Genomic DNA, 20,479 nt, shown 5'->3' with positions numbered 1-20,479 from the left:
CGCTCAATCGGAGTTGATCGGCAGTACGTAGTTCTTGAACTGCTCGTCCTCGACGAAGCCGATGGACTCGTAAACCTTCTGCGCCACCTCGTTGTCGCGGCTGGTAGCCACGCGCATGCGCACGGCGTTGGTTTCCCTGGCCATCTGCTTGGCAGTGTGCAGCAGGCGGTCGGCAACCAGTTGGCGGCGAGCATCCTCGGCGACGTAGATGTCGTTGAGAATCCACACGCGCTTGAGCGACAGCGAGGAATAGCTGGGGTAGAGCTGGCAGAAGCCGAGCAGCTTGTCTTCGTCGTCGGCCAGGGCCAGGTAGATCACCGATTCCTTGCGGCGCAGGCGCTTCTCGAGGAACTTGCGCGACGACTCGGGGTAGGGCAGTTCGTTGTAGAACTCGCGGTATTTGACGAACAGCGGGGTCAACAGGTCCAGGTGCTCCAGGGTGGCTTGGACGATGCGCATGGTGGGCCTCGGCTTCTCTCTGTGGTGGGGCAGCAGTGGCGATGCAGCTGTTGTGCCAGCGGGTTAGTCGATGCTGCCTCAAAGCCAGTTGAAAGCGCAATCCAAGCAAGCGTTTGATTTTCCTGCTGCGAGGCAATTTGGTATTCGCACATCTGTCTGAACAGGGCGCAGCAGCCGCCTGGCGGGCGCTGTGCTAACCTGCCGCCATCGCTTCAAGCCCTGTGAGTAGGGCGCGTTCAGAGGTCATTAATGCACATTCATATTCTCGGCATCTGCGGCACCTTCATGGGATCGCTGGCCGTTCTGGCCAAAGAGCTTGGCCATCGCGTCACGGGCTCCGATGCCAACGTTTACCCGCCCATGAGCACCCAGCTGGAAGCCCAGGGTATCGAGCTGATGCAGGGCTACGACCCCGCGCATTTGCAGCCGGCGCCCGATCTGGTGGTGGTGGGTAACGCCATGAGCCGTGGCAACCCGGCGGTGGAGTACGTGCTGAACAAGGGCCTGCCCTACGTTTCCGGCCCGCAGTGGCTGGCCGATCACGTGCTGCAGGGGCGCTGGGTGATGGCGGTCGCTGGTACCCACGGCAAGACCAGCAGTTCCAGCATGCTCGCCTGGGTGCTGGAGCACGCCGGCATGAGTCCGGGCTTTCTGATTGGCGGCGTGCCGCAGAACTTTGGCATTTCCGCGCGGCTGGGCGACACGCCTTTCTTCGTGGTCGAGGCTGACGAATACGACAGCGCCTTCTTCGACAAGCGCAGCAAGTTTGTCCATTACCGCCCGCGTACGGCCATTCTCAACAATCTGGAATTCGACCACGCCGATATATTCCCGGACCTGGCGGCCATCGAGCGACAGTTTCACCATCTGGTGCGCATCATTCCCGGCGAGGGCCTGGTCATCCACCCCGCCAGCGAAGCCGCGTTGGCGCGAGTCATCGAAATGGGCTGCTGGACACCTGTGCAGACCACCGGCGAAGGCGGGCAATGGCGGGCACGCCTGCTCAGCGCGGATGGCTCGCGCTTCGAGGTGAGCTTCGACGGCAAGGTCGAGGGTACCGTGCAGTGGAACCTGACTGGCCAGCACAACGTCGCCAACGCCCTGGCCGTGCTCGCTGCAGCGCGCCATGTCGGCGTGGTGCCGGCGCTGGGCATCGAGGCGCTGGGTCAGTTCATCAACGCCAAGCGGCGCATGGAGAAGGTCGCCGAGGTGAATGGCGTGACCGTCTTCGATGACTTCGCCCATCACCCGACCGCCATTGCCACCACCCTGGACGGGCTGCGCAAGCGCGTCGGTGACGATACTCAGGTGATCGCGGTGATCGAGCCGCGCTCCAATTCGATGAAGCTGGGCGCCCATCGCGATGGCCTGGCCGAGTCGGCCGAACAGGCCGATGCGGTGTTCTGGTACGCCCCTCCGAATCTCGGCTGGGACCTGGGCGCGACCGTTGCCGGGGCGACCAATGCGACCCAGGTGTGCGATTCGCTGGAGTCGATCATCGACGGTGTGAAGGCGCTGGTGCGTCCCGGCACCCAGGTAGTGATCATGAGCAACGGCGGCTTCGGTGGTTTGCATGGCAAGCTGGCCAAGGCCCTGGCCTGAAGCTGGCAGTGGGGCGGGTGAAACCCGCCATGGTTCAAGTCCCGGCGGGTTGCACCCGCCCTACGCAGCATAGGCAAGCGCAGCAGCTTTGAGAGTGAATGTATGAGCGGTCCCGATAGAGTTACCCTGGCCATGACCGGCGCCTCGGGCGCGCAATATGGTCTGCGCCTGCTCGATTGTCTGGTGCAGGAGGATCGCGAGGTGCACTTCCTGATCTCCAAGGCCGCGCAGCTGGTCATGGCCACCGAAACCGACGTGGCGCTGCCGGCCAAACCGCAGTCCATGGCGCAGTTCCTCACCGAGTACACCGGCGCGGCGCCGGGGCAGATTCGCGTCTACGGCAAGGAGGACTGGATGGCGCCAGCCGCCTCCGGCTCCGGCGCGCCGACCGCGATGGTGGTGGTGCCCTGCAGCACCGGCACCCTGTCGGCCATCGCTACCGGTGCCTGCAACAACCTGATCGAACGCGCTGCCGACGTGGCATTGAAGGAGCGCCGCCAGTTGATCCTGGTGCCCCGCGAGGCACCGTATTCGAGCATCCATCTGGAGAACATGCTCAAGCTGTCCAACCTGGGCGTGACCATTCTGCCGGCTTCGCCCGGGTTCTATCACCAGCCGCAGACGCTGGATGATCTGGTTGACTTCGTTGTCGCGCGCATCCTCAATTGCCTGAATATCCCTCAGGACATGCTGCCGCGCTGGGGCGAGCATCATTTGGTGACGGATGACTAAGGAGAGTACTGATGTCCATTGCGAGTCGCTGTTTGCTGGGAAGCATCCTCACACTGTCGTTGCTGCCGGTGGCCGAGGCCTCGATGCGTTGTGGAACCGCCCTGGTCTATGAAGGCGAGCGTAGCGTCGAGGTGCTGCGCAAATGCGGTGAGCCCGATCAGCGTGAGGTGACACCACCCAGCAACCCGCAGGGCGGGGGGGTGACGGTGGAGCAATGGGTGTATGGGCCTCGCAATGGCGTCTATCGTTATTTGCGCTTCCTCGATGGCAAGCTGGTGGAAATAAGGGCCGAGCGCGGATGAGACGGTCTTCAGTGTTTGCCTTGCTGCTGACGCTGAGCCTGACCGGCTGCGCCACCGTGCGCACCCTGGACGCGGCCAAGCCCGATGCGCCGGTGGTATACGCCGGGACGCGGCTGGACTGGTATGCGATCAATGGCGGCTGCTGCCCGCTGGATCGTTTCGGCGCCGAGGCGCCGCGTTATCCAGGGTTGGATCTGCCGGCCAGTGCGCTGCTCGATACCCTGCTGCTGCCGCTCTCGCTGGCCACGGCGCTGGGTGTGAGCCTGGGCGTCAGCGGCGGGTTGTAGCCCGGATGCAATCCGGGAAAGGCGCTAGTGCCATGACACCGTAGGGTGCGCCGTGCGCACCGAATCTCGGCTGCAGTGGTGCGGCCTAAGGTTGTAGGCTGGGATGTCATCCGGGAAAGCCCGGTGCGCGTGGCGCACCCTACGGAAGGCTGTTCAGCAGGGTTCGGTTTCCACTTCCTGGCACACGTCGATCCACTCGGCATCGACCAGCTCGGCCATGCGCTGCGGGGCGATACGCACGGCGCTGTGGGTGGCGCCGGCGGCTGGCAGCACTTCGTTAAAGGCCAGCAGCGAGCGGTCGCAGTAGACGCTGAGCGGTGTGGCCAGGCCGAACGGGCAGACGCCGCCGACCGGGTGGCTGGTCAGCTCGACAACGGTTTGTGCATCGAGCATGCGCGCCTTGGCGCCGAAGCATTCCTTCATCTTGCGGTTGTCGATACGGGCGTCACCGCGGGCGACGATCAGCACGTCGCGTTCGGCGATGCGAAAGGCCAGGGTCTTGGCGATCTGTCCCGGCGATACGCCATGCGCTTCGGCTGCCAGCGCCACGGTGGCGGTGCTGGACTGCAGTTCGATGATCGCGATATCGGGCGCCTTGGCGGCGAAGAAGGCGCGTACAGAGGCCAGGCTCATGAAACGATCCCCCAGGGCTGTCGAGGTGGGCATGGCACGACGGCCAGTCTCTCGCTGGCCAAGCGCAGCCCCCTTCCTGGGGTGCTGGTGTGGTCGTGACCACGGCGAAAAAACAAGCGGCCATGCTCGCGCTGCATGAACGGCGCGTCAAGGCCTGATGGCGTCAGTTTGCCAGCAGATGTGCTGTTTTTACCGCCTCAACGAGCCCGTAGCGACCTTTTTCGTCTCGCGTTACCCGTCCCATGGCCACTTGCGGGTCATGGGTGAACACCAGCCGGCCGTCACGGGAAAACAGGTCGCCGAGAAGTGCTTGCTTTTCCTCGATCAGGCCTTCGGGGAAGCGGTCATAACCCATGGTGATCGGTAGATGGACCCAGGGCGCGCCGGGAATCAGGTCACCGGGAAACACCACCGGTCCGCCCGGCATGGCTATTTCCGGCAGCAGTTGGCCCGGCGTGTGGCCGTCGCTCCAGTGCAGGCGCCAGTCGGGGCCGAGCAATTCGCAGTACTCGGTTTCGTCGATCAGGTGCAGGCGGGCGCTGTTTTCCAGGAGGTCGAGCAGTTCCGGAATATAGGAGGCCTTATCCCGGGCGTGTGGGTTGCAGGCACGCTGCCACTGGCGTCGGCCTGTGATGAAGCGCGCGTTGGGGAACAGCAATCGCGCGGGCTGACCCTCTTGCCAGGAGGCTAGCAGGCCGCCGGCATGGTCGAAGTGCAGGTGGGTGAGCACCAGGATGTCGATGTCGGCGTCAGTCAAGCCCACGGCCGCCAGGCTGTCGAGCAACACGTGGCGATCTTCCTGCACGCCAAAGCGCTGCTTGAGTTCGGGGCTAAAGAAGGCACCGATGCCGGTTTCGATGAGGATGTTGCGCTCGTCCTCCTGCACCAGCAGGGCACGGCAGCCGAGGTCGATGCGGTTCAGTTCGTCGGCCGGCATCCAACGTTGCCAGAGAGCCTTGGGCGCGTTGCCGAACATGGCGCCGCCGTCGAGTTTCTGGCTGTTGCCGGTGAGGGTGGTCAGGGTTCGCATGGGTGTTCTCTTGTTCTTGTCTGGGATTGCGTGTTGGATCGGTGAAGCGTGATCCACCCAGGGTGGATCACGCTTTCTACATCCACCGGCTCGTTTGTTCCAGGCTAGCGTTCTATGGCCAGCGCCACGCCCTGGCCACCGCCGATGCACAGGGTAGCCAGGCCACGGCGGGCATCGCGGCGCTGCATCTCGTGGATCAGGCTGACCAGGATGCGGCAGCCGGAGGCGCCGATGGGGTGGCCGAGGGCGATGGCACCGCCGTTGACGTTGACCTTGGCGCTGTCCCAATGCAGCTCGCGGCCGACGGCGATGGCCTGGGCGGCGAAGGCTTCGTTGGCCTCGATCAGGTCGAGCTGTTCCAGGCTCCAACCTGCCCGCTCCAGTGCCTTGCAACTGGCGAATACCGGGCCAATGCCCATCACCGCCGGGTCGACCCCGGCGCTGGCGTGGGCGGCAATGCGCGCCAGCACCGGCAGTTGCAGTTCATCGGCCTTCTCGGCGCTCATCAGCAGTACGGCAGCGGCGCCGTCGTTGAGCGTCGAGGCGTTGCCGGCGGTCACCGTGCCGTCGTTCTTGAAGGCCGGGCGCAGCTTGCCGAGGCTGTCCAGGCTGGTGCCGGCGCGCGGCTGTTCGTCCTGGGCAAAACGCAGCGGTTCGGCGCCGCGTTGGGGGATTTCCACGGGGACGATCTCGCTGGCAAAACGGCCGGACTCGATGGCTGCCTGGGTGCGCTGCTGCGAGCGCAGGGCGAAGGCATCCTGTTCGGCGCGCGTGACGCCGTACTGCTCGGCCAGGTTCTCGGCGGTGATGCCCATGTGGTAGTTATTGAAAGCGTCCCACAGACCGTCCTGGATCATCGTGTCGACCAGCCCGGCATGGCCCATGCGCAGGCCGCTGCGGGCGCCGGGCATGACGTAGGGCGCCAGGCTCATGTTCTCCTGGCCTCCGGCGATAATGATCTCGGCATCGCCACCACGAATGGCCTGGGCACCGAGGATCACCGCCTTGAGGCCGGAGCCGCAGACCTTGTTCAGGGTCATGGCCGGCACCGTATGTGGCAGGCCGGCGAGCAGCACGCTCTGCCGTGCCGGATTCTGCCCTGAGCCCGCAGTAAGCACCTGGCCAAGAATCACTTCATCGATCTGCTCGCCTGCAATGCCTGTGCGGGTGAGGAGTTCTCGTATCACTGCCGCGCCCAGCTGCGGGGCTGGAATGCGGCTCAACGCGCCCTGGAAGCTGCCGATGGCAGTACGGCAGGCGGCGACTATCACGACTTCACGCATAAGGACTCCTCGTCGGCTGGGCAGGGCCAGCCGAGACTTGAATAAAAAAGCGCGGCGCCGAAGCGCCGCGCAACACGCTCAACCCTGCAGGGCGGGTGAAACCCGCCAGCTCGGCGGTGGCGGGTTGCACCCGCCCTACGTTCAAAATTGCTCGGCGGCCAGGCCGTAGAGCGACTGGCTACCACCACGAATGCTCGCCTCCAGGCTCAGGGTGCGTGGCAGCAGGCGGGCAAAGAAGAACTCGGCGGTGGCCTGTTTGCCGCTGTAGAAGGCGTCGTCCTCGCTCTGCTTTTCCTGTGCCACGGCGGCCATGCGCGCCCACATGTAGGCGTAGGCGACGTAGCCGAACAGGTGCAGGTACTCCACCGAGGCGGCACCGACTGAATTGGGATCGCTCTTGGCCTGCTCCAGCAGCCAGCCGCTGACCGCTTCAAGACGTTCCAGCGCTTCCACCAGGCGCTCGCCGTGAGGCGATTCGTGAGCATGGGCGAAGTCGCGCACTTCGCCGGCGAACAGGCGCAGCGCGGCGCCGCCGTTGGCCACCACCTTGCGCCCGAGCAGGTCGAGCGCCTGGATGCCGTTGGTGCCTTCGTAGATCTGCGCGATGCGCACGTCACGCACCAGCTGCTCCTGGCCCCACTCGCGGATATAGCCGTGGCCGCCGAACACTTGCTGGCCGTGCACGCAGCTCTCCAGCCCGGTGTCGGTGAAAAAGGCCTTGGCCACGGGCGTCAGCAGGGCGACCAGGGCTTCGGCGTTCTGCCGCTCATCAGCCTCCTCGGCGTACTTGGCCAGGTCGAGTTGCTGGCCGACGCAGCAGGCGAAGGCGCGACCACCCTCGTTCAGCGCTTTCATGGTCAGCAGCATGCGACGCACGTCGGCGTGGACGATGATCGGATCGGCGATCTTGTCGGGAGTCACCGGGCCCGTGGCGGCGCGGCTCTGGACGCGTTCGCGGGCGTAGCTGACGGCCGACTGGTAGGACGCCTCGGCACAACCGATGCCCTGGATGCCGATGGACAGGCGCTCGTAGTTCATCATGGTGAACATCGCCGCCAGACCCTTGTTGACCTCACCGATCAGATAGCCGGTGGCGCCGTCGAAGTTCATCACGCAGGTGGCCGAAGCCTTGATGCCCATCTTGTGCTCGATGGAGCCGCAGCTCACGGCGTTGCGCTCGCCCAGACTGCCGTCGGCATTCACCATCACCTTGGGCACCAGGAACAGCGAAATGCCCTTCGGCCCAGCCGGTGCGTCTGGCAGCTTGGCCAGCACCAGGTGGATGATGTTCTCGGTCAGATCCTGCTCACCGCCGGTGATGAAGATCTTGCTGCCGGTGACCTTGTAGCTGCCGTCGGCCTGCGGCTCGGCGCGGGTTCTGATGATGCCCAGGTCGGTGCCGGCGTGGGCCTCGGTCAGGCACATGGAGCCGGCCCAGCGGCCCTCGTACATCGGCGGCAGGTAGGTGGTTTTCAGTTCTTCGCTGGCATGGGCGTCGATGGCCAGGCAGGCGCCGGAACTCAGCGCCGAATACAGCGCGAAACTGGAGCCAGCGGCGTAGAGCATTTCCTCGAAGGCCACGGCGAGCATCTTGGGCATGCCCATGCCTCCGTACTGCGGGTTGCCGGACAGGCCGACCCAGCCGCCTTCGGTGTAGGTGGCGTAGGCCTCGCGGAAACCGGCTGGGGTGCGCACGTCGCCGTCGACCCACTGCGCGCCTTCCTCGTCGCCGCTGCGGTTGAGCGGGGCGATCAGGCTGCCGGTGACCTTGGCGGCTTCTTCGAGGATGGCGTCGGCGGTGTCGGCATCGACGGTTTCCGCCAGGGCCGGCAGACGTGCCCACAGGCTCGGCGCCTGGAAGACTTCATGGAGGACGAAGCGCATATCGCGCAGCGGGGCGTTGAACTCGGGCATGGTGCAACCTCGACAGCAGTGGCGCCGCGACGAGCGCGGCGCGTGTGGAACGAAATCCGTCAGTCGGCTTCCGCCGGACTTTGCGGCTTATCCTTGACGCTGGTGAATTTAAGCAGATGGGTACGTTCGACCAGGATGTACAGAGCCGCGCCCGCAGCCAGGCCCCAGCCCGCGCCGTAGACGGCGAGCACCACACCCATGGTGCCGGCGATGCCGCGCTCGGTGTTGTTGTTGAGTTGCTCGAAGCCGACCATCAGGCAGATGTAGCCGGTGAGGATCAGCGTCAGCGACAGGGCGATCGGCAGCACCGGCTGGAAGAAACTGACCAGCGGCAGCATGAACAGCGCGGCGAAGCCGGTGATCCAGAACGTGCCAGCGCCGCTGTAGATCGAATCCATCGCCTTGCGTCCGTATTTGTAGCGTTCGGCCATGGTTGCCGCCACCGCCGTCCACAGCGGACCGGCCAGGCCCGGGTAGGGTGCGAAGAAGGCATGCAGGGCGTTGCGGATGGCGGTCACCAGATGCACGCGGTCGACGTTGTTTTCGATCACCTCGTCGGTGCGCAGTTCATCGGCGCGTTGCATCAGCGACTGACCAACGATGATGTCGCCGAAGGCGATCACATAGGCGATCACCGCCGTGGGCACGGCCAGCAGGAACACGTCCAGGCCGGGGAAGCCGACGCTGAACGGCAGGTAGTTCCACATCTCGGTGAAGGCCGGCGCGGTGATGCCCCATTTCACGTCCGGCATCTTGTACTCACCCACGCCGATGCCGATGAAAATGGCGATCAGCATGCCTGGCACCATGCCGTAGTTGACGATCTTGCGCGCCATCGGCACACGCTCGGTCAGGCCCTTGAACGACACGGAGAACATCAGGTACAGGCAGATCAGGCTACCCAGCACCAGGGAGATCGGCGTGTTGGCCAGGCGGCCCCCGGCGCTGATCTCGCCCATCAGTGCGGCGATGCCGGCGCCGATGATGATGCCGCCCTTCATCGAGTTGGGGATCAGCCGCACCAAGGCGCTGCCCAGACGCGTGACGCCGAGCACGAGGAAAATCACGAACACCAGGAACTGCAGGGCGAACAGCGCCTGGATGGCCTGCGGGCCCGGCTCGAAGTCGCCGAGAAACAGCAGCACCACGGGGATGCCAGGGGTGATCCAGCCGGGTACGAAGGGCACTCCGAGCAGCGCTGGCAGCATGAAGCCGATGCCACACACCACCACATAGGCCAGGGCCACGTCATAGGGCAGGCCGAGGTATTTCTCCAGCAGCGGGATCATCGCCAGGCTGACCACGAACATGATCAGCGCTTGCAGCATTTCCGCCGTTTCCCAGCGGTAATGCACGAAGGGCAGACGCACCTTGAACGGCCCGAGGGGCCAGTGTGGTTGTTCGTCGCCGTCACGGCGCTTGAAAATTTGCATGAGGGTTCTCCGTCGGCCGCCAGGGCCGGTTCTTGTTGTTGTGCAAACGGTTCATTCACCCCTCTCCCACCGGGAGAGGGGCCGGGGGTGAGGGTCGCTTCTACAGCGCCTTGGCCATATCGCGCAGGACGAACTTCTGGATCTTGCCGGTGCTGGTCTTGGGCAACTGGGTGAAGACCACGGTCTTGGGCACCTTGAAGCCGGCCATGTGGTCGCGGCAGAAGCTCATGATCTCGCTGTCGCTGGCTTGCTGACCGGTCTTCAGGGTGATGAAGGCGCAGGGCGTCTCGCCCCATTTCTCGTCCGGGCGCGCCACCACGGCCGCCTCCAGCACGGCGGGGTGGCGATAGAGCACGCCCTCGATTTCGATGGTGGAGATGTTCTCGCCGCCGGAGATGATGATGTCCTTGAGGCGGTCGCGGATTTCCACGTAGCCGTCGGCATGGCACACGCCCAGGTCGCCGGTGTGGAACCAGCCGCCCTCGAAGGCCTCGGCGGTGGCGCTGGGGTTCTTCAGGTAACCCTTCATCACGGTGTTGCCGCGCATGAAGATCTCGCCGATGGTCTGGCCATCGCGCGGCACCGGCTCCAGGGTTTTCGGGTCGGCGACCATCACCCCTTCCAGGGTCGGGTAGCGCACGCCCTGGCGCGCCTTGATGGTGGCGCGCTCTTCCAGCGGCAGTTCATCCCATTCGGCGTGCCAGGCGCACAGCGTGACCGGGCCGTAGACTTCGGTGAGACCATAGACGTGGGTCACGGTGATGCCCATCTCTTCCACCGCACCGATCACCTTGGCCGGTGGTGCGGCGCCAGCCACCATGGCCTTGACCGGATGATCGATGGCGGCCTTGGCTTCGGGCGGCATGTTGACCAGGGCATTGAGCACGATGGGCGCGCCGCACAGGTGAGTAACCTGCTCGTCGCGGATCAGAGTGAGGATCTTCGCCGGGTCGACGCGGCGCAGGAACACATGCACGCCGGCCAGGGCGGTGATGGTCCAGGGGTAGCACCAGCCGTTGCAGTGGAACATCGGCAAGGTCCACAGATAGACCGGGTGGTTGCCCATGGCCCAGGTCATCTGGTTGCCCATGGCGTTGAGGAAGGCGCCACGGTGGTGATAGACCACGCCTTTCGGGTTACCGGTAGTGCCGGAGGTGTAGTTGAGGCTGATGGCCTGCCACTCGTCCGCCGGCCACTGCCAGGCGAACTCGGGGTCGCCTTCGGCGAGGAAGGCCTCGTAGTCCAGATCGCTGACTGCCTGGCCTTCGCCGTACTCAGGGTCGTCGACATCGATTACCAGAGGCGGGTGGTCGAGCATGCCGATGGCGGCGTGGATCACGTCATGGAACTCGCGGTCGGCGATCACCACCCTGGCCTCGCCATGCTGCAGCATGAAGGAGATGGCCTCTGCATCCAGACGTACGTTGAGGGTGTTGAGCACTGCGCCGATCATCGGCACGCCGAAATGCGCTTCGAGCATGGCCGGGATGTTCGGCAACATCACCGCCACCGTATCGCCCTTGCCGATGCCTCGGCCGGCCAGCGCCGAGGCCAGGCGCCGGCAGCGCGCGTAGGTTTCGGCCCAGTTACGCCGAATCGAGCCATGCACCACTGCCGGGTAGTGTGGGTATATCGCCGCAGTGCGTTCGATGAAGCTCAGGGGGCTGAGGGCGACATGGTTGACGGCGGCGCGGCCGAGGCCCTGCTCGTAGATCGACATGGCGAATACACCTTTGGCTGATTGTTAGCTCTGGTTATTCCGGTAATGATGAAGGTATTACCGAAGTTTTCTGACGGTTATTTATAGTTTATTTCTATTTTTTATGGAAGTTGCACCAAGGTTTTATAGAATAATTACTATATGAGTCTTTCGAGTGATCAAGCGGCCGTGCCGCTGCAGGCCTGGCTGCGCATCCAGCGTGAAGCGCCATCCCTCAACGAGCGGGCGGCGGCCTTGCGCCGCGCCGTGCTGGGTTGTCCACAGGTGCGCCAGGCCTGGTACCTGACCTGGCAGCCGGCCAGTCGTACCTATGCCCAGGACGATGATGGGCCGCGCCTGCCTCCGGGGCAGGGGGATCCGCTGGCTGCCAGCGATCAGGCTTTGTTCGAGGTGCTGACGACACAGCCCTGCCTGAGCCTGGAGACTTTGCGTCAGATGCCGTGCTGGCTGGCCGGGCGACTGCGCCGCGCCGCGATTCATCACGGCCAGGCGCTGGTGCTGAGCCTGAAGGAGGGTGGTGCCGGTCTGTTGCTGCTGCAGGTGGACGAAGACGCCGGTCTGCAATGGCTGCCCTGGCTGCGCGAGCTGCTGGCGCAACTGATCGCGCTGTCCGGCGGTATGGCGCGCAGCGCGCCGCTGCTGTCGGCAGATCCGCAGCCGGCGCTGCTGCTCGACGAACAGGCGCGCCCGCTGGAGTTCAACCACGCGTTGCTGACGCTGCTAGGCGAGCGCGCGTTGGCGCTGGTGGGCGCGCTGTTGCCGGTGAATCATGTGCCGCTGGTGCGTGCCTGTCTGGAGCAGGCCCGTGCCATCGAGGCGGTGGAGGCGCAGGACGGCGAGCGCATCCTGATCTGGAGCTTCATCCCCGACCTCGCCGAACGTCGCGTGCTGGCACGCTGCCGCGAAGCGACCCAGGAAATTCGCGAGCAGCGCGAAGCTGCGCGCGCACGCAGGTTGTATCGGTTGATCACCGAGAACACCACCGACCTGATTTCCCGGCATACGCCGGACGGCGTGTTTCTCGATGCCACGCCTGCAAGCTGGACGTTGCTCGGCTACTGGCCGGAAGAGTTGCGCGGCATGGCGGTCGACGGCCTGCTGCATCCACAGGACCAACTGCAGCAGGCCAAGCAGGCGCGCGAGGCGCTGGAGCAGGACGGTTATCACACCATGACCTACCGCATCTGCCACCGCGACGGCCACTACCTGTGGTTCGAGACCGCCAGTCGTGCCATCCGCGAGACCTACACCGGCGCGGTGGTGGAGGTGGTCAGCGTTTCGCGCGATATCACCGCGCGTATCCATGCCGAAGAGAACAAGCGGCGCCTGGAGGACGAACTGGCACACACCACGCGTTTGATCACCCTGGGCGAGCTGGCGTCGGGCATCGCCCATGAGATCAACCAGCCACTGGCAGCGGTGGTCAACTACGCCAGCGCCAGTCAGCGCTACCTGCAGGGTGTTGGTGGAGACCCGGTGGGGGTCGACAAGGTGGCGCAGGGGCTAGCGCGAATCACTGAACATGCCAATCACGCCTCGGCGGTGATCAAGCGTCTGCGCGCCTTCCTGCGCAAAGGCCAGCGGCGCATGCAGGCGCTGAACCTGGCCGAGGTGGCACGCGAGGCCGTGCGTTTGTGCAACTGGGAGGCGGGCGCAGCACAGGTGGCGGTCAGCGACGCCTTGCCGGACAATCTGCCGCTGGTATTCGCCGACCGTGTATTGCTCGAGCAGGTGTTGCTGAACCTGCTGCGCAATGCCATCGAGGCGAATCGCGACCAGCATCCAGGCAGCGCATCGCAGATACGCCTGGAGGCTCGTGAAGGCAACGGCAGCCTGACGATCAGGGTTATCGACCAGGGACCGGGCGCCAGCGACGAGCAACTGGGCAAGCTGTTCACGCCGTTCTACACCAGCAAGGCGGACGGCCTGGGGCTGGGTCTGTCCATGAGTCGCAGTATCATCGAGGGTTTTGGTGGGGCGCTGGAGGCATTGCCTGCCGAGGGTGGCGGGTTGTGCCTGGAGTGTCGTTTGCCGCTGGGCAGAGAGGATTAGGTTGATCTGTAGGAGCCGGCTTGCCGGTGATCAGGACTCGTGGCGCGACGCGAATCGGCGGACTGTTCGCTGGCGCTCCTGAATCTGCCCTACGAGCGGCCGAGTCACTGATAACAACAAGAGGAGCTGCATAGGGATGCAACAACTGGTTTATGTGGTCGATGACGACCAGGGCATGCTCGACTCGACCCTCTGGCTGCTGGAATCGGTAGGCCTAAAGGGCTTGCCGTTCACCAGCGGTCGCGCCTTTCTCGAGGCCTGCGATGCGCTGGCCAATGCCTGCGTGCTGCTCGATGTGCGTATGCCGGGTATGGGCGGCCTGAACGTGCAGGAGGAGATGCGTGCGCGCGGCATCGACCTGCCGATCATCTTCGTCAGCGGCCATGCCGACGTACCCATAGTCGTGCGCGCGTTCAAGGCCGGCGCGGTGGATTTCATCGAAAAGCCCTACAACGAGCAATTGCTGCTCGACAGTGTGCAGCAGGCGCTGGAGCGTCGTGCGCCTCCGGTCCGGCTGGATCCGCGTCTGGCCGACGTACAGGCACGGCTCGATCAACTTACCCCGCGTGAGCGTGACGTGCTGTTGCCACTGGTGCGCGGCTACACCAACCGTGAAGTGGCCGAGCAGCTCGATATCAGCGTGAAAACCGTCGACCTCTATCGCTCACGGGTGATGAAGCGCATGCAGGCCGAAAGCCTGCCGGAACTGGTGGGCATGGCCATCGCCGCCGGTCTGGTGGACAGCCTGGCGTTGCGTAAGCCGGCGCGCGCCTGAGCCTTCAGGCTGTGCCCGGGTGCAGGTCGAGGGTGGTTCGGCCATAAGTACCGATCTGTTCGACCGGCTGCGGGACGCCATACAAGTAACCCTGGAAGTAGCGGCAGCCCAGACGTAACAGCGCATCGCGCTGTGCCTGGCTCTCCACGCCTTCGGCGATGACGCGCAACTCCAGCGCCTGACCCAGGGCGAGAATGGTCCGCACGATGGCGGTATCGCTGGCGTTGTCGAGCAGGTCGCGAACGAAGCTGCGGTCGATCTTCAACTGGTCGAGTGGTAGACGCTTCAGGTAGCTGAGCGATGAGTAGCCGGTGCCGAAGTCATCCAGCGAGAAGCGCACGCCATGGGCTCTGAGCTGGACCATCTTGTTGATAAGCGCTTCGATATCCTGGACCAGCTGACTTTCGGTCAGCTCCAGCTCCAGCCTGTGCGGGTTGGCTCCGGTCTCCTGCAGTGCAGCGAGTACGTCGGTGACGAAGTCCGGATGATGGAACTGGCGGGCGCTGACGTTGATCGCCACGGTCAGCGCCGCGCGCTCCGGGTCATTGGCCCATGAGGCTATTTGCTGGCAGGCCGTGTGCAGAATCCAGCGGCCTATGGGCAGGATCAGCCCGGTGCTTTCCGCCAGCGGGATGAACTCGCCAGGCGGTACCAGACCGCGCTGCGGGTGCTGCCAGCGTACCAGCGCCTCGGCGCCGAGCAGCTCCCCCCGTTCATCTACCTGCGGCTGGTAGTGCAGAAGCAGCTGAGCCTCGCTCAGGGCGTGACGCAACTCGTGCTCCAGGGTAGCGCGGGCCGCCAGTGCCTGCTGCATGCGCGGGTCGAAGAAGCACAGGGTATTGCGCCCGGCGGCCTTGGCTTCATACATCGCCAGGTCGGCGTGCTTGAGCAGCTCCTCGGGCTTGTCGTGCGGTTGCGAGAACAATGCGACACCAATGCTGGCGCTACCGCTGTGGCTATAGCCGGGCAGCTCGAACGGGGTGGCCAGAGCGCGCAGCAGTTTTTCTGCGACATGCTCGATGGCGGCGATGGCTGCCTGAGGTTCGGGGTCGAGGTTCTCCAGAGTCAGTACGAACTCATCACCGCCGAGTCGCGCCAGGCTGTCTTCGAGGCGCACTTGATTGAGCAGACGGTCGCTGACCTGTTGCAGCAGCAGGTCGCCCATGTCGTGGCCGAGGGTGTCATTGAGCTGCTTGAAATTGTCCAGATCGATGAACAGCAGCGCGCCCTCACGTCGACTGCGTGCGCTGCGGGCCAGGGCGAACTGCAGGTGTTCGAGCAGCAGGCGGCGATTGGGCAGGCCGGTGAGCGCGTCGTAATAGGCGAGCTGATGGATCTGTTCGAGGTTCTTCTTGTGCTCGGTGATGTCGGTGGAAATGCCGCACAGGGCGTAGATCTTGCCATCGGCCGTACGCAGCGGCAGCTTCACCGAAAAGTAGGTGCGCTCGTTACGGCTGTAGCGATCACGGTTGGTTTCCTCGCTCTCGATGCGCTCGCCAGCCAGTACGCGTCGGTCGTTGAGGCCCAGTGCTTGCGCCGTGTCACTGTCGAAGAAGTCGGTATCGCTATGGCCGATGACCTGTTCGGCGCTGCGTCCGAACAGCTCGCAGACCTTGCGATTGACGTACTGATAACGCAGTTGCGGGTCCTTGATGTAGATATGCGCCTCGACGCTGTCGAGGATGGTATTGAGGCGCGCTTCGCTGGTCTTGAGATGTCGGGTCTTGTCCGCGACCTGGCGGCGCAACAGCAGGCTACCGCCAATGGCCAACGTCAGTAGCGCGGCTAGCAGCGCCAGGCCCCACCAGAGCAGGACGGGAACGCTGCGCTGCTGAGGTGCGCCGCTCCAGCGTTGCAGCACCTGAAAGTAGATAGAGCCAGGCGCTGATTGCCAGTTTTGCAGGTGCTGGTCGATGGCGCTGAGCAGCTCGCCGTTGGCACCCTTGCGCGTGGCATAGAACAACTGTGCGGGTTGGAACATGATCGGTGTCGCGCTCAGGCGGTAGTTGGCGGCGTGATAGTCACCGAACAGCTGATTGGCCACCACCGCATCGGCCTGTTCGGCAAGCACCATGGCAAAGCCCTGACTCAGGTCGCTGAGCGGAATCATCTGCGCCTGCAGGCCGAAGCTGTCGAGCAGGCTCTGCAGATACTGGTATTGAATCGACCCCTCCAGGGCGGCGATACGCAGGTCGCGTAGGTCGAGCACGCTCTGCAGATGCAGCTCTTCGTGGCTGTACAACTGTGACCAACTGAATAGCGAAGGCACCTGGTGGAAGTCCATCAGTTGTGCGCGTTCTTCGCTGAAGGCGACGTCCGGCAGCAGATCGATCTCGCCGTCCTGCAGCATCTGCAGACATTGCTGCCAGGCGCAGGGCACTGTCTGCAGATGCCAGCGCTCCTCGTTGGCAATGGCCTGCAGCAGTTCACCGAGAATGCCCGATGGCTGTGCGTTGGCATCGGCAAAGATCTTTGGCTCGTTGGCGTAGACACCGACCCTGACCGTGCGTGTCTCTGCGGCAATGTTCCAGGCGCAGCCCAGCAGGCACAGGCACAGCAGCAGGTGAACGAGGCGGGGTGAAGAGAGCGGCTTCATGCGCGGGTCGACTTCCATTGGCAAAGTTCCAGCAACCTGTTCTGCAGTATGGCCGCCTATGCCGAGTATGCGAGCTCAGGACGGTGCTCAGTCGGCCCAGCCGCAATAGACGTGGGTCATGGGCCTGGGCCCCTTCAGGTAACCGGTATCCAGCTGGCGGATATGAAAACCACCGGCGGTAATCAGCGCGGGTATGTCGCGGTCCAGGTGGCAGCCGCCGGCCAGCGGCTTCCACAGTGGGGTGAGGCGTTTTTGCCAGCGCACCACAGAGAGATCCGGCGCCAGGCCGTGTTCGCAGAACAACAGACGGCCGCCGGGTTTGAGCACCCGGCGCATTTCGCCCAGGGCGGCGACCGCATCGGGGATGGTGCACAGAGTGAAGGTACAGACGATATCGTCGAAGCTGGCGTCCTCAGCCTGAATCTGGCCCAGCTCCAGGGCGATCATTTCCACCGGCATCTGGCAGCGCGCGGCGCGGTCGCGAGCCAGGCGCTGCATGTCGGCGGACGGGTCGACGCCGACGACTACCTCGACGCGCTGCGGATCGTAGAAACTGAGGTTGAGGCCGCTGCCGATGCCGATTTCCAGCACCCGTCCCTTGGCCAGCGGTACGACCTGCGAGCGTGCCTTCATGACCGCGCCCATGCCGCAGGCGAAATCGATCAGATACGGCAGCACATGGCGGTCATAGAGCCCCATGGTTCAGGCTTCGTCTTGCTCGACGTCGTCATCGTTGTCGCCGCGATAGGCAGCGAAGCATTTGAGGCTGTGGCTAGCCTCGTTGCCTTCGATGAGCCAGCTGTCGTCCGCTTCGCTGTACCGCGCAGCCTGCACCGACGCCAGGGAAAACTTCCACAGGCGGCGTTCGCGGCCATCGATGCAGTGCACCTGCAGCAGGGGTTTGGCAGAGCTGTCGCTGCCCGCCGTGCCGGCGCTGATCTGCGCCAGCAATTCGGTGTCGATGTCGAACTGCCAGGCATACAGACCATCGATCTCCAGCATGTCGGCGTCCTGCAGGGCCTCGATCAGGCTTGTCGGTTTCATCGCATCACCCACGGCATCAGCGCCCCAGGCGGCGCAGGTCGGAAGACTCTATCACGCGCACGCCGTCTTCCTCTTCCAGAGCCAGGCGCCACAATGCACGGGCAAGGGCGCAGGCGTCGATGCCGCGGTACTTGCCCGGCAGCCAGCGCAGGAGCGGCGCCGCCAGGCGCTCGCCGAGACGAAATTCGTGCCGCGCACCGAGCAGCAGCGACGGGCGGGCGATGGTCAGTTGCGGCCAGTCCATGGCCTTCAGCGCCGCTTCGGTCTCGCCCTTGACGCGGTTGTAGAACACCTTTGATCCGGGGTTGGCGCCCAGGGCGCTGATCACCACCAGATGCCGTGCGCCCAGCTCGCGAGCGCGGCGAGCGAAGGCCAGCACCAGGTCATGGTCGACGGCGCGGAAGGCTTCCTGCGAGCCGGCCTGCTTGAGGGTGCTGCCCAGGCAGCAGAAAGCGGTATCGACCTGGCCGGACAACTGCGGCAGCAGCGCTTGCAGGTCGCCCACCGGGTTTTCCAGATGAGGGTGCGTGGCCAGCGGCCGGCGGGTAGGCGCCAGCACGCGGGCGACCGTCGGCTCGCTTAGGAGGCGGTCGAGCAGGTGTTCACCGGTGAGTCCGGTGGCACCAGCGAGAAGGATGTGCTGCGGGGTCAGGTACATGCAATTGTCTCTTGTCCATTACAGTTCAGCTTAACAGGCTGTTGAAAAACTACCTCGGCTTTGGCCTCCTGCGTCGCTCTACCTTCTGCATCCATGCGTCGTCTACGATTTTCAACGGCCTGTCAGTCCTTTGCAGGGCCGCTGGCCACGGCGCTGAGCGCTCGCTCGGCCTGGCTCTGGCGCAGGTTACGCCAGTGCTGGAGTACGCCGCGTGGTGCCCAGATCTGCGGTTCGGAAGGTTCGAAGCCGTCGCTCTGCTCACGCTCGGCGACGCGTTCCTTGGCCAGCTCGAAGGCACGCTCGAGGTTGTCGGTCTCGCCCAACGCCTCGGCGAACAGGGCACGCCCGAAGTAGGTGAAGTCGTTTTCCTCGCTGCAGCCGAAGGACACCCGATCGGCGCGTGCGGCGGTCATCACCAGAGTCTTCTCGTCTTTCAGTAGCGGGATGAAACCGCCGGAATAGCAGGCAGAGATCACTACCACCTTGTTGCGCTGCTTGAGCGGAGCAAGCAGAGCGGCCAGCTCGCTGGCGGGCAGGTCGGCCAGCTGCAGGCGTGGCTGGTCGAGATTGAGCTCGTGACGGCGCGAGCCGTGACTGGTCAAGTAGATGAAAATCAGGTCTTCTTCGCCGCTGCGCTTGGCCAGGGCCTGAACCGCGCGGGTGAGATTCTCGCGGGTGGCCAGCGGGCGGTCGGCGAGATGGTCGCGATGGTTGATCAGGCTGATGCTGCCATAGGCACCGAAGCGCTCGCGCATCAGCCGGCTGACGTAGTCGGCTTCGCGCATGAATACGCTTTGCTTGCCGTCGCCGGCCAGAGTCAGCGCATACAGTTCGCGCGCCGAGGTTGAGGCTGGGATCGCGGCGATGGCTTGATCGAGCAGTTGCCCTTGCTGCAGCAGACCCAGTTCGAGGCTGTCGGGCAGCACCTGGCCCTGTTCGTCACGCACCAGGCGGCCGCGTTGCCAGGTGCCGGACTGGCGGCTGCCATCGGCCAGGGTCAGGGTGCCTTCGCCGCTGTACTCGCCACCCGAGAAATGTCCGCGGTAGGCGCTGCCATCGGTCAGGGTGAGCAGGCCTTCGCCTTCGTATTGCCAGTCGGTGAATTCGCCGAGGTAGCGGGTGCCGGCGCCGTCGGTGTATTCACCGGGGCCCTGCATCACGCCCTCGATGAACTCCCCGGCCCAGGTTTCGCCGCTGGCGCTCTGGTAGCGACCCTTGCCGTGGAATTCGTCATTCTGGAAACCGCCGCTGTAGTTATCGCCATCGGCATTGTGGTAACTGCCCTGGCCACTGAGCAGGCCCTGGGCGAACACGCCGCTGTACTGGTTGCCATAGGCATCGCTGCGCACGCCCTGGCCTTCTGGCTGACCCTTGACGAACTGGCCCTGGAAGCTGCTGCCATCGGCCATCTCCAGTTTGCCCAGGCCATGGAAGCGGTCGTTGAGAAATTCGCCCTGGTAGCGTTGGCCGCCTTGTTCGAGCAGGCCTGCGCCACTGAAACGGTTGCGTTCGAAACCGCCCTGATAGCGACTGCCATCGCTGTAGGTCAGGGTGCCCTGGCCATGGAACATGCCTTGGTGGAATTCCCCCAGGTAGTGTTCGCCGCCAGGACCTTGCCATTCGCCGCTACCTTCGAGCATGCCGTCCTTGAAGTGACCGACGAACCAGCTGCCGTTGCGGTAGTCCAGGCGCCCCGGACCTTGCAATAGCCCATCGACTATCTCGCCGCGATACTGCCCACCGTCCGGCAGCGTAGCATTGGCCGGCAGCAGCGGGCGCGCTTCCTCGCAACCGGCGAGCAGCAGGGACAGACAAAGAGGCAGTAAGCGCAGGGCAAGGGGATTCATGACGGACGTCCAGGTCGGTGCTTTGTCCGCAGTATGCCGCAAGCCTGGACGCTTGCGTTGCCGAATCGCACGCTTTGCTGATGCGAGAACGCTCCCGCCCCGGCGGCGGCTG

Annotated in this window: 18 protein-coding genes; 6 read left to right on the top strand and 12 right to left on the bottom strand. The window is 64.5% G+C overall.

Translation table 11 applies throughout. From position 1 onward, the window contains the following. Nucleotides 1-3 precede the first annotated feature (3 nt). Entirely contained in the window at nucleotides 4-459 is a 456-nt protein-coding gene (locus H3221_RS07590; RefSeq protein WP_160017087.1) for a GNAT family N-acetyltransferase, read from the bottom strand. A gap of 249 nt (nucleotides 460-708) precedes the next feature. On the opposite strand from H3221_RS07590, the gene mpl reads away from it, so the two are divergent. From mpl to H3221_RS07570, 4 genes are all read left to right on the top strand, one after another. Continuing rightward, nucleotides 709-2,061, top strand: a complete 1,353-nt coding sequence (mpl, locus tag H3221_RS07585; RefSeq protein WP_196473427.1) for a UDP-N-acetylmuramate:L-alanyl-gamma-D-glutamyl-meso-diaminopimelate ligase — start codon at nucleotides 709-711, stop codon at nucleotides 2,059-2,061. A 102-nt stretch (nucleotides 2,062-2,163) separates the two neighbouring features. Next, the gene (gene ubiX / locus H3221_RS07580) at nucleotides 2,164-2,793 is read left to right on the top strand and encodes a flavin prenyltransferase UbiX (RefSeq protein ID WP_160017090.1); all 630 of its coding nucleotides are present in this window, start codon (nucleotides 2,164-2,166) and stop codon (nucleotides 2,791-2,793) included. An 11-nt stretch (nucleotides 2,794-2,804) separates the two neighbouring features. Then, entirely contained in the window at nucleotides 2,805-3,095 is a 291-nt protein-coding gene (locus H3221_RS07575; protein ID WP_196473428.1) for a DUF2845 domain-containing protein, read from the top strand. Next, nucleotides 3,092-3,382, top strand: a complete 291-nt coding sequence (locus H3221_RS07570) for a YceK/YidQ family lipoprotein (protein WP_196473429.1) — start codon at nucleotides 3,092-3,094, stop codon at nucleotides 3,380-3,382. The genes H3221_RS07575 and H3221_RS07570 overlap by 4 nt, the downstream gene beginning before the upstream one ends. A 153-nt stretch (nucleotides 3,383-3,535) precedes the next feature. Here the strand turns inward: H3221_RS07570 and H3221_RS07565 are convergent, their stop codons facing one another. From H3221_RS07565 to H3221_RS07540, 6 genes are all read right to left on the bottom strand, one after another. After that, nucleotides 3,536-4,015: a YbaK/EbsC family protein gene (locus tag H3221_RS07565; protein ID WP_192980530.1), complete on the bottom strand. Its 480-nt coding sequence runs from the start codon at nucleotides 4,013-4,015 to the stop codon at nucleotides 3,536-3,538. Between the two features lie 163 nt (nucleotides 4,016-4,178). Then, entirely contained in the window at nucleotides 4,179-5,045 is an 867-nt protein-coding gene (locus H3221_RS07560; RefSeq protein WP_196473430.1) for an MBL fold metallo-hydrolase, read from the bottom strand. 104 nt (nucleotides 5,046-5,149) lie between these two features. Further along, on the bottom strand, nucleotides 5,150-6,328 hold the full coding sequence (locus H3221_RS07555) for an acetyl-CoA C-acetyltransferase (RefSeq protein WP_196473431.1): 1,179 nt from the start codon (nucleotides 6,326-6,328) through the stop codon (nucleotides 5,150-5,152). A 141-nt stretch (nucleotides 6,329-6,469) separates the two neighbouring features. After that, on the bottom strand, nucleotides 6,470-8,242 hold the full coding sequence (locus tag H3221_RS07550) for an acyl-CoA dehydrogenase C-terminal domain-containing protein (protein ID WP_196473432.1): 1,773 nt from the start codon (nucleotides 8,240-8,242) through the stop codon (nucleotides 6,470-6,472). A 59-nt stretch (nucleotides 8,243-8,301) separates the two neighbouring features. Further along, a complete protein-coding gene (locus tag H3221_RS07545; protein ID WP_196473433.1) occupies nucleotides 8,302-9,675 on the bottom strand; it encodes a solute carrier family 23 protein in 1,374 nt (457 codons plus the stop codon). 100 nt (nucleotides 9,676-9,775) lie between these two features. Then, nucleotides 9,776-11,395, bottom strand: coding sequence for an acyl-CoA synthetase (locus tag H3221_RS07540; protein ID WP_196473434.1), 1,620 nt, complete (start codon nucleotides 11,393-11,395; stop codon nucleotides 9,776-9,778). A 141-nt stretch (nucleotides 11,396-11,536) separates the two neighbouring features. Here H3221_RS07540 and H3221_RS07535 point away from each other — a divergent pair, with 141 nt between their 5' ends. Together H3221_RS07535 and H3221_RS07530 are read left to right on the top strand one after the other, a co-directional pair. Then, entirely contained in the window at nucleotides 11,537-13,447 is a 1,911-nt protein-coding gene (locus H3221_RS07535; protein WP_196473435.1) for a PAS domain-containing sensor histidine kinase, read from the top strand. 136 nt (nucleotides 13,448-13,583) lie between these two features. Beyond that, complete coding sequence (locus tag H3221_RS07530) at nucleotides 13,584-14,222, top strand: response regulator transcription factor (RefSeq protein WP_196473436.1); 639 nt, start codon at nucleotides 13,584-13,586, stop codon at nucleotides 14,220-14,222. Between the two features lie 4 nt (nucleotides 14,223-14,226). Here H3221_RS07530 and H3221_RS07525 read toward each other — a convergent pair whose 3' ends face one another. From H3221_RS07525 to H3221_RS07505, 5 genes are all read right to left on the bottom strand, one after another. Next, entirely contained in the window at nucleotides 14,227-16,836 is a 2,610-nt protein-coding gene (locus H3221_RS07525; protein ID WP_196473437.1) for an EAL domain-containing protein, read from the bottom strand. 69 nt (nucleotides 16,837-16,905) lie between these two features. Further along, nucleotides 16,906-17,517 (bottom strand): class I SAM-dependent methyltransferase, encoded by a 612-nt coding sequence (locus H3221_RS07520; protein WP_196473438.1) that lies wholly within the window; start codon nucleotides 17,515-17,517, stop codon nucleotides 16,906-16,908. A gap of 3 nt (nucleotides 17,518-17,520) precedes the next feature. After that, on the bottom strand, nucleotides 17,521-17,862 hold the full coding sequence (locus tag H3221_RS07515) for a DUF5629 family protein (RefSeq protein ID WP_196473439.1): 342 nt from the start codon (nucleotides 17,860-17,862) through the stop codon (nucleotides 17,521-17,523). 16 nt (nucleotides 17,863-17,878) lie between these two features. Further along, the gene (locus H3221_RS07510; RefSeq protein ID WP_196473440.1) at nucleotides 17,879-18,520 is read right to left on the bottom strand and encodes an oxidoreductase; all 642 of its coding nucleotides are present in this window, start codon (nucleotides 18,518-18,520) and stop codon (nucleotides 17,879-17,881) included. A gap of 122 nt (nucleotides 18,521-18,642) precedes the next feature. Beyond that, a complete protein-coding gene (locus tag H3221_RS07505) occupies nucleotides 18,643-20,367 on the bottom strand; it encodes a C13 family peptidase (RefSeq protein WP_196473441.1) in 1,725 nt (574 codons plus the stop codon). Between the last annotated feature and the right edge of the window lie 112 nt (nucleotides 20,368-20,479).

It is taken from the genome of Pseudomonas chaetocerotis (assembly GCF_015712105.2).
GTDB lineage: Bacteria > Pseudomonadota > Gammaproteobacteria > Pseudomonadales > Pseudomonadaceae > Aquipseudomonas > Aquipseudomonas chaetocerotis.
This window is presented reverse-complemented; position numbering and strand designations above follow the sequence as displayed.